Source organism: Acidithiobacillus sulfurivorans, from assembly GCF_018853815.1.
GTDB classification, from domain to species: Bacteria; Pseudomonadota; Gammaproteobacteria; order Acidithiobacillales; family Acidithiobacillaceae; genus Acidithiobacillus; species Acidithiobacillus sulfurivorans.
This window is the reverse complement of sequence record NZ_JAAOMP010000168.1, coordinates 1-8,373: the sequence shown is the minus strand read 5'-3', so window position 1 is coordinate 8,373 and position 8,373 is coordinate 1. Positions and strand designations below refer to the sequence as shown.

Sequence of the window (8,373 nt, the reverse complement as noted above, 5' to 3'; positions counted from 1 at the left end):
CTGTGGGGCCGATCCCTTCAAGATCGTCCAGCTCCAGTGGCATGCTTCACCCTGTGAAGATCTGGTGGAAAAAATGGGCATCAGTTGGGACAAGGCCAAAGCCGACTTCCAGGAATACCTCAAACAGGTCGAGCAGGGTAATGTGGAATACCTCTACAACCCCGAACTCGCCACTAACCAAAATATCAACATGAAAGCGGGCGCATCTGCCTGAGTCGTTGAAATAGCATCACGCTGATAAAACCCCGCCTTGCTGCGGGGTTTTTTATTAACTTACGAAATCTATCCGGGCATGGAATACTTCAATCCCCAAAAAACTCCCCTTCAGGTACCTTTTTCGAGTATGCTTAAGCACGCTCGCCCGAACAGGCGATGAAATGATCCGTTTTGACAGGAGGAAGACCGTGGACAGCAAGGCTCTTAATACTCGTTGCGTAGAACTTTTCCAGAATCCCAACGTCCGTCTGCGTATGTGGAATGCGCGGATGTTCTGGCATGTAGGTGATCAGATGAATGTAGCACCCGCCGCCCTGACTGATCCCAAAGTTGACACCTGCGAGCTGGAAGTCATGCTCAGTGCTGCCGCTCTGACCAATTCAGAATGTGCTGCAGAACTGGACAAAAAGGAACCCGGCCGCGCTGCTTTCATTCAGCGTCAGATTCGCGAAGGCATGCGCCCCCTGCTGCGTCCTGCCAACAACGCCTGATATTGGCGTCAATGCAGACTGCTGGAATGAAACATCGTCTCATTCCAGCAGCTGATTCACCTGTGCGGCACAAATAAAATCATTTTCGGTGATCCCCTTGACTGCATGGGTGGCGTATCGCAGCTGGCAGTATCCATAGCCTATTACCATGTCTGGATGATGATTTTCACGATCAGCAATCCACGCTACAGCGTTCACGAACGCCATGGTTTCGTAAAAGTTTTTGAATTGAAAATCCCGACATAAACTGCCCTGCTCAAGACGCCATCCGGGTACACTCTCAATACGTTCGCTGAGTTTATCATCCGCAAGTTTCTCGACACCCCCTTCACAAGCCTGACATTTTCCCTGTCGCAAATCGCTAGGCATCGCTAAGCTCCTTTTTGGCAAATAGACTGATGGGTTGTATGCTTGTCATCAGCATAGTGCTTTTTCAGGTATCATTCATGTCCAAAAAAACGCCCCCCACACCGTTGCAGACGCCCGACGGCAGTACGCATATTCTCCTGCACTCCTGCTGCGCACCTTGTGCTGGTCCCATCATGGATGATATTCGCAACGCCGGCATCGAATTTACGGTGCTATTTTACAATCCGAACATCCACCCGCAGGCAGAATATGCATTGCGCAAGGAAGAAAATATCCGTTATGCCGAGGCATTGAGTGTTCCTTTCATTGACCTGGATTATGACAAGGACAACTGGTTTGCCCGAGTGAAAGGTCTGGAATGGGAACCGGAGCGCGGCGAGCGCTGTACTGCCTGTTTCGACATGCGTTTTGAGCGCTCGGCACTGTATGCAGCAGAGCATGGCTTCAGCGTCTTCAGCAGCACCCTGGGGATATCGCGCTGGAAAGACATGGACCAGATCAATGCCTGCGGTGCCCGGGCTGCAGACCGCCATGAAGGGCTGCAATATTGGGATTACAATTGGCGAAAGGGCGGGGGTAGTGCCCGCATGATTGACATAGCCAAGCAAGAACAGTTTTATCAGCAGGAATACTGCGGGTGTGTCTACTCCCTGCGTGATACCAACATGCACCGCCTGAGCCAGGGCCGCGAAAAAATTATTCGTGGCATCAAATTCTACGGTAAAGACGCCATCGGTCAGGAAGAAGCCGGTGATTTAACCAGAGGCATCAATAACACGTAACGATTACCCGGGCCCAGCATTTCAAACAAGGGATAGTGTAAAGGCATTCCCCGGGCCTTTCCCCAGTCACTCAGAGCGGAATAGGCTTTCCACGAAGCGATGGCCGCATTTGCGCTCACCTCCACCCTTGCCACCCTCTGGGCTGGCCATTCTCCCCGCGACCATCCTGGTGGCGTGGCCTCGCCGCTATCCACGAGATAACCTATTCGGGCGTGGACCATCGCATCCCCACCACTACCCGTTTCATTTTCCATCATCGTCATTTCGGTATGACCACGCATATCAGCAGGCAACTGTGCCGACAACTTACCTCTGGCCTTGACCATCTGTCGATACGTGCCCTGAAAGGTGTGAAAAATATACGTGCGGGCTCCTCCGGTTTCTTCAAGCACTTGTGCGGAATGAAACACCCCCAGCCACCACAGGGTTCCCAATACCAACAGAACAAATACGACCAAGGGTCCGGCCCAGCCACGCCGCCAGTCACGTTTCGGTGCTTCTCTGATCTCCGCCATGCGCTGCATACACCTCTGTAAAATAGTCCCAGGAAAAGCCCGGACCGGGATCCCATTTGCGTCCAGGCGCAATATCTGCGTGACCGACAATGCGTTCTCGCAGCATAGTCGGAAACAGCTTTTGCAGATCCCAACTTAAAGCCGCCAGACGTTGATACTGAATGGGCAAAAATTCGCTGGATTCACTGCCTTCCAGCTCCACACCGACACTGTAATCATTACAGGCAGAACGGCCTTGCCATGAAGATACGCCTGCATGCCAGGCACGATCCCAGACACTCACATGCTGCCAAAGCTTACCATCTCGTTCAATGAAAAAATGTGCAGACACCCGCAAGTTTTTTAACTGTTCGTAATAAGGATCCCGGTCAAAATCCAGAACTCCCATGAAAAATCGTGGCACCTCGCCACTCCCAAACTGTTCTGGAGGTAAACTGATGGCATGAACAACCAGCAGATCAAGATCTACACCCACAGGCCTTTGATCAAAATAGGGCGAGGGTGCAACATGCGCCATGGCATGCCAGCCCGCCGCGTTCCAGGGATTGGGCAGATCAGGATTCAAGGAAGTTCTTCAGGAGGGAGGTCAGCATGCGCGTTCAGCCACTGTTCCAGAGCATGGACCCGCGCCTCAACCTGAATCGGACGTTGATATTGGCCGTTATGAAACAGGAACAGAGCAGGTAGATGATACACCTCGAATTCCTGGGTAATGCCCATATCAATGCCGGCATCAATCTCCCAAACCTGCAGACCACTCCGGTTATCTTCCAGATTTTTCAGCAGCCGCCGCCAGATCCGACAGGAATGACAGCCTGCAGAGCTGAAAAACAAAATGACTTCACCCCGGGTTTCCGCCATACGCTGCCAAAAACCCAGTTCAGAAACAGTTTCCATTACCTATAGTTACCCTCATCGTACGCCCATGCTGAGTTAAAGTTGCGGATGCTGACGTTGTGCCGGACCCTGCAAACGATTCATCGCCGAAAGGTAAGCCTTGGCGCTAGCCACGACAATATCAGTATCCGCACCCTGACCATTGACGGCCCGACCACTGGCGTCCTGCAGACGCACGGTCACATCACCCTGAGCATCCGTACCTGTGGTAATGGCATTGACCGAATAGAGCAGCAAACGGGTTTCACTGTTCAAAATACTTTCCATGGCCTGGAATGCCGCATCTACCGGCCCGCCACCCACAGCCTTGGCGGTTTTGGCCACCCCGTCCACCCAGACTTCCACAGTAGCTTCGGGATGCGTACCCATTTCCGAGCAAACCCGCAAATAACCCAGACGATAATGTTCTGCCTGCTCTTCCTGCAGGTCTTCATTGACCAGCGCCTGCAGGTCTTCATCAAATATTTCTGCCTTGCGGTCGGCAAGATCCTTGAAGCGGGCAAAAACCTGATCCAGCGTATCTTTCTCCAGATGAATACCCAACGCCTCCAGACGCGCACGTACCGCCGCCCGACCGGAAAGTTTTCCCAGCGTCATGCGATTTGCCGACCAGCCCACATCTTCCGCACGCATGATCTCATAGGTCTCCCGATGCTTGAGCACACCATCCTGGTGAATGCCTGACTCATGGGCAAAAGCATTAGCCCCGACGATGGCCTTGTTGGGCTGGACCGGAAAGCCGGTAATCGTAGACACCAACTTGCTGGTAGCCACAATCTGGCTGGTATCAATGCGAGTATCACAGGCAAAAGCATCTTGCCGCGTGCGCACTGCCATAACGATTTCTTCCAGGGCGGCATTACCCGCTCTTTCACCCAGACCGTTGATCGTGCATTCAACCTGTCGGGCACCATGCTGCACGGCAGACAGGGAGTTGGCTACCGCCAGGCCCAGATCATTGTGGCAATGTACCGAAAAAATAGCTTGATCAGCGTTGGGAATCCGGTTACGCAAATTGGCAATCAACTGACCAAAGCGATCCGGCAGATTATAACCAACGGTGTCAGGAATATTGATGGTGCGGGCTCCCGCCTGAATAACCGCTTCAATCACCCGGCATAGAAAATCCTCCTCGGAACGGCCCGCATCTTCCGGTGAAAATTCCACATCATCACAATATTGCCGCGCCAGTTTTACCGCAGCCACCGCACGTTCCAGGACCTGTTCCGGACTCATTCGTAATTTTGCCTGCATATGAATCGGGCTGGTGGCAATGAACGTATGAATACGTGCAGCATTGGCTTCCTTCAACGCCTCACCGGCACGGCGAATGTCTTCATCGCGCGCGCGCGACAACCCGCATACCCGACTTTCCCGCACGGTCCTGGCAATAGCCTGCACGGCGGCAAAGTCTCCGGGGCTGGCGACCGGAAAGCCTGCTTCAATGACATCCACCTGCAAGCGTTCCAGTGCCTGGGCAATGCGCAACTTTTCATCACGGGTCATGGAAGCTCCCGGAGATTGCTCGCCGTCGCGCAAGGTAGTGTCAAAAATAATCAAATGCTCTTTGGACGTTGTCATAGCCTGTGTCTCCCAATCAATTGGGAGGATTGTACCCCGCTACCAACAATTAACGAAGACAACACACTTTACTCGCGAAGGATTCAGGCGCCTCGCCGCAACCAACGATAAACAGTGCGCTCACTGACTCCCAGGATTTCAGCCACCCGTCGCCGGTTGCCTTGATACTGACGTAACAAAGCCTCCAGCTCATCCGGCTGCGCGCCACCACGCGGCACTGATGCCGCAGTGCCAAAATCTCTCACTGCACCCGGCGAAGAAGCAGCATGCACCTCAAACGCTGGTCTGGCTCCCGTAAAATTCAGATGATTTGCCTGAATAACCGGTCCATCCGCCAGTGCTGCTGCTTTTTGCAGAATATTGCGTAACTCCCGAACATTTCCCGGAAAATCATAAGTAAACAGGCGCCGTTCTGCGTCTTTCGACAGCGTCCACTGCCCCCCCCAACTTTTACCAATGCGTTCCAGCAACACCGCAGCAATACCCGCAATATCATCACGACGATCCCGCAAGGGCGGTAAATCAATGGTAATGGCCGCGAGACGATAATATAAATCCTCCCGAAATTGTCTCTGCCCGGCCATTTCCAATAAATTGCGGTTAGTCGCCGCGATGATACGCACATCGGCATGCAAGGTCTCTGAGCCCCCCAAACGCCGAAAGGTCCCGGTTTCCAGAACCCGTAATAATTTAGCCTGCATACTTAAGGGTAATTCCCCCACCTCATCCAGAAACAGGGTTCCCCGGTCGGCCATTTCATACAATCCCCGCTTCCGCCCCAGACAACCGGTAAAAGCCCCTCTTTCATGGCCTAGTATTTCACTTTCAAAAAGTGTTTCTGGTAGTGAGGTACAATCCACGGTAATAAATGCTTCAGATGCCCGCGCTGAAAATTGATGCAGTGCGCTGGCTGCCAACTCTTTACCGACCCCGCTTTCACCATAAAGTAAAATACTGGCATCTGTACGGCCCGCCATTTCAATGTGATGCAGACATTTCATGAATGCCGGGGAACGGCCCACCATGCGCATGTCACCACAAGTAATGCCTTCTTCCTGATGCGGCAAGCGAATGATTTCCTCGCCAAGATAGGTTTTCCCTTCCTGATCTTTGATGGCATGTCCACGAATACGGACATGTTCAGCATGATTCTGGTGATCATAGTGAATGTGCCGGACATCGTGGGCTTCTCCCGTCGTAAAAACAGCCTGATGGGGACAATCTTCTCCACGCATATGGCAAGGCACCGGCGAATGATGGGAAATTTCATGACAGCAACGTCCTATTACCTCATCTGATTGCACGCCATAGGCCTCCTGATAGGCCCGGTTCGCCGCAATAATACGGTAATGGTCATCAATCAAAACCATTGGATTCTGCTGGATATTCAAAACACTCTGAACATCCAGACCAGTTGCTGACTTATGCTTTTTTGTGGGCTTATGCACATCAGGAGTAGTACGGTCACGATTCTGCATTTCCATAATTCGCCTCGGCGTCTGGTCGGCTACTGCTTTTAAGATCTAAAAAATATACTTTCGTAAATAATACGCATCCTCTTTCTTTTTGGATGCAAGAAAATTTCTATTACCATAACTTAATTATATTTGTTTATGAACAAGGTGTTCTGTTTGTCAGCATATGTCATGACATGTCATGACATATTTCACCTGCCGCGATATAAAAATAAGTTAGTTATACAGTTAATTAGATTATTCTTAATTTTTAATTATCTAGCGTGATAAGCGAGTTAGCTTCAATCTAATAACGCCCATATAGGCTGGCATATTTACTGCTATTACTAACGCATTCACTTACGATGGGGAGACAACATGTCAGGCATGTACGTTATTTGTTTGAGTGGCGAGCGCGAGAAGTTGCAATTCGCAGCCATGGCGGCGTCCGTAGCGGCGGTATCCGGAACCGACGTCCATATTTTTCTGTCGATGAACGCCTTCCCCTACTTTGTGAAGGGCCATAGCAAGGAAGCCCCCGCAGAAGGCAAGCTGGGTGAAGTCATGGCCGAACGTAAAGTTCCCCCCTTCTACCAGATTTTCGAGCAGGCAGTGGAACTGGGCGATGCCAAAATCTGGGCTTGCTCCATGGCTATGGATGTCCTCGGCGTCAAAGAGGGCGACATGGAGGAAATCGTGGCCGGACCCCTGGGCCTGACCAAATTCCTGAGTGACGCCGAAGGCGGTCAGATTCTGACTTTTTAAAAGGAGTAGCACATGAGTGAACGCGTCGTAGATGCCCGTGGCAGTTTTTGTCCGGGGCCGCTGATGGAACTGATTTCCAACATGAAAATGATGCAGGTCGGGGACACCCTGGAATTGCTGTCCACGGATACCGGATCGGCTGCGGACGTGCCGGAGTGGATCAAAAAAGTCGGTCACGAAATGGTAGATACAGAGCAGGACGGCGAAGGCACCTGGCACATTCGGGTCCGCAAGGCCAAGTAAAAGCACGAAACAATCGCAGGCGTAAAACCCTCAAGGAGAGTGACATCATGAGAATTCTGGTTGTAGGTGGCGGTATGGGCGGTACCATTTTTGCCAATCATCTGGCACGGCGTATTCACCATGAAATGAAAACCGGCAAGGCACGCATTACCATGTTGTCTGCCAGTCATGAGCATGTGTATCAACCCGGCTGGTTGTATGTCGCCATGGGCCGGGCGACTCCTGATGAACTGGTCCGCGAACAGCAAAGCCTGCTGGAACCGGGGATTGAATTTCATGTGGATCCGGTTGAAGAATTTCATCTCGCAGAGAACCATGTCAAATGCAAAAGCGGCAAGGTCCATGAATACGATCTGATCGTGATTTCGACCGGTTCGCGCGCTCTGCCCGAGAAAATTCCCGGCCTTAAGGAAAATTCCATTAACTGCTATACCGCAGAAGATGCCGTGGAATTTTTCAAGCAACTGTCGGACTTCAAGGGTGGGCGCATCGTGGTCACTGTCGGTCTGCCGCATAAGTGCCCGATGATTCCCCTGGAAATCACTTTCGCGATGCACGACTTCATCAAGGATCGCGGCCTGCTGGACAAGACCGAGTTCTATTACACCTATCCCATTGGCCGGGTTCACAGCCTGGAGAATGTGGCCAAGTGGGCGGCGCCGGAATTTGACCGGATGGGCATTAAATACGAAACCCTGTTCAACATGAAGGAAGTGGATGGTAAGAATGCCCAGGTACTGAGTGAAGAAGGCGGAGCGGTGAAATACGATCTGCTGGTGGCCGTTCCGCCCCATAAGGGTCAGGAAGTCATCGAGAAAAATGGCCTGGGCGAAAACGGCTGGATTCCCACCAATCGCTCTTCCCTGCACATGGAAGGGGAGCATGGCAAGAATGTTCTGGTACTGGGAGACACCACCAATTTGCCCATCAGTAAGGCGGGTTCAACCGCCCACTTTGAAGCGGAAGTCGCTGCCGAGAATGTGGCGGCGGTCATCAAAATGGGACGGCCGGTACGCAGTTATGATGGCAAGGTGTTCTGCTTCATTGAGGCGGGCAAGGA

The 8,373-nt window shown here is 52.0% G+C and carries 11 protein-coding genes and 1 pseudogene; 6 read left to right on the top strand and 6 right to left on the bottom strand.

Features of this window, described 5'->3' with window-relative positions; genetic code table 11:
* Together HAP95_RS15820 and HAP95_RS15815 are read left to right on the top strand one after the other, a co-directional pair.
* Positions 1–214: pseudogene (locus tag HAP95_RS15820) on the top strand (heterodisulfide reductase subunit B); the annotation flags it as partial.
* Between the two features lie 190 nt (positions 215–404).
* A complete protein-coding gene (locus tag HAP95_RS15815; protein WP_215885096.1) occupies positions 405–707 on the top strand; it encodes a hypothetical protein in 303 nt (100 codons plus the stop codon).
* Positions 708–746: 39 nt separating this feature from the next.
* Here the strand turns inward: HAP95_RS15815 and HAP95_RS15810 are convergent, their stop codons facing one another.
* Complete coding sequence (locus tag HAP95_RS15810) at positions 747–1,076, bottom strand: 4a-hydroxytetrahydrobiopterin dehydratase (protein WP_215885095.1); 330 nt, start codon at positions 1,074–1,076, stop codon at positions 747–749.
* A 77-nt stretch (positions 1,077–1,153) separates the two neighbouring features.
* On the opposite strand from HAP95_RS15810, the gene HAP95_RS15805 reads away from it, so the two are divergent.
* Positions 1,154–1,858, top strand: a complete 705-nt coding sequence (locus tag HAP95_RS15805; RefSeq protein WP_215885094.1) for an epoxyqueuosine reductase QueH — start codon at positions 1,154–1,156, stop codon at positions 1,856–1,858.
* Here HAP95_RS15805 and HAP95_RS15800 read toward each other — a convergent pair.
* The 5 genes from HAP95_RS15800 to HAP95_RS15780 form a co-directional block, all read right to left on the bottom strand.
* Positions 1,813–2,373 carry a hypothetical protein gene (locus HAP95_RS15800; RefSeq protein WP_215885093.1) on the bottom strand — a complete coding sequence of 187 codons (561 nt, stop codon included), beginning with the start codon at positions 2,371–2,373 and terminating at the stop codon, positions 1,813–1,815. The two genes, HAP95_RS15805 and HAP95_RS15800, sit on opposite strands and share 46 nt — an antisense overlap.
* Complete coding sequence (ampD, locus tag HAP95_RS15795; RefSeq protein ID WP_215885092.1) at positions 2,342–2,938, bottom strand: 1,6-anhydro-N-acetylmuramyl-L-alanine amidase AmpD; 597 nt, start codon at positions 2,936–2,938, stop codon at positions 2,342–2,344. The genes HAP95_RS15800 and ampD overlap by 32 nt, the downstream gene beginning before the upstream one ends.
* Positions 2,935–3,270, bottom strand: a complete 336-nt coding sequence (locus HAP95_RS15790; RefSeq protein ID WP_215885091.1) for a thioredoxin family protein — start codon at positions 3,268–3,270, stop codon at positions 2,935–2,937. Before HAP95_RS15790 ends, ampD begins: the two co-directional genes overlap by 4 nt.
* A 36-nt stretch (positions 3,271–3,306) precedes the next feature.
* Entirely contained in the window at positions 3,307–4,851 is a 1,545-nt protein-coding gene (locus HAP95_RS15785) for a 2-isopropylmalate synthase (protein WP_215885090.1), read from the bottom strand.
* Between the two features lie 83 nt (positions 4,852–4,934).
* Complete coding sequence (locus tag HAP95_RS15780) at positions 4,935–6,329, bottom strand: sigma-54 interaction domain-containing protein (protein WP_226832853.1); 1,395 nt, start codon at positions 6,327–6,329, stop codon at positions 4,935–4,937.
* Positions 6,330–6,683: 354 nt separating this feature from the next.
* Between HAP95_RS15780 and HAP95_RS15775 the strand changes: the two genes are divergently transcribed.
* The 3 genes from HAP95_RS15775 to HAP95_RS15765 form a co-directional block, all read left to right on the top strand.
* The gene (locus HAP95_RS15775; protein ID WP_215885088.1) at positions 6,684–7,070 is read left to right on the top strand and encodes a DsrE/DsrF/DrsH-like family protein; all 387 of its coding nucleotides are present in this window, start codon (positions 6,684–6,686) and stop codon (positions 7,068–7,070) included.
* Between the two features lie 12 nt (positions 7,071–7,082).
* Positions 7,083–7,313 (top strand): sulfurtransferase TusA family protein, encoded by a 231-nt coding sequence (locus tag HAP95_RS15770; RefSeq protein WP_215885087.1) that lies wholly within the window; start codon positions 7,083–7,085, stop codon positions 7,311–7,313.
* A gap of 47 nt (positions 7,314–7,360) precedes the next feature.
* Positions 7,361–8,373, top strand: a 1,013-nt coding sequence (locus HAP95_RS15765; protein ID WP_215885086.1) for an NAD(P)/FAD-dependent oxidoreductase, incomplete at its 3' end; no start/stop codon positions are given.

Excerpts from the sequence above, each read along its gene's own strand:
- HAP95_RS15810 (WP_215885095.1), bottom strand. The coding sequence starts at position 1,076 with ATGCCTAGCGATTTGCGACAGGGAAAATGTCAGGCTTGTGAAGGGGGT.
- HAP95_RS15805 (WP_215885094.1), top strand. The coding sequence starts at position 1,154 with ATGTCCAAAAAAACGCCCCCCACACCGTTGCAGACGCCCGACGGCAGT.
- HAP95_RS15800 (WP_215885093.1), bottom strand. The coding sequence starts at position 2,373 with ATGGCGGAGATCAGAGAAGCACCGAAACGTGACTGGCGGCGTGGCTGG.
- HAP95_RS15790 (WP_215885091.1), bottom strand. The coding sequence starts at position 3,270 with ATGGAAACTGTTTCTGAACTGGGTTTTTGGCAGCGTATGGCGGAAACC.
- HAP95_RS15785 (WP_215885090.1), bottom strand. The coding sequence starts at position 4,851 with ATGACAACGTCCAAAGAGCATTTGATTATTTTTGACACTACCTTGCGC.
- HAP95_RS15780 (WP_226832853.1), bottom strand. The coding sequence starts at position 6,329 with ATGCAGAATCGTGACCGTACTACTCCTGATGTGCATAAGCCCACAAAA.
- HAP95_RS15775 (WP_215885088.1), top strand. The coding sequence starts at position 6,684 with ATGTCAGGCATGTACGTTATTTGTTTGAGTGGCGAGCGCGAGAAGTTG.
- HAP95_RS15770 (WP_215885087.1), top strand. The coding sequence starts at position 7,083 with ATGAGTGAACGCGTCGTAGATGCCCGTGGCAGTTTTTGTCCGGGGCCG.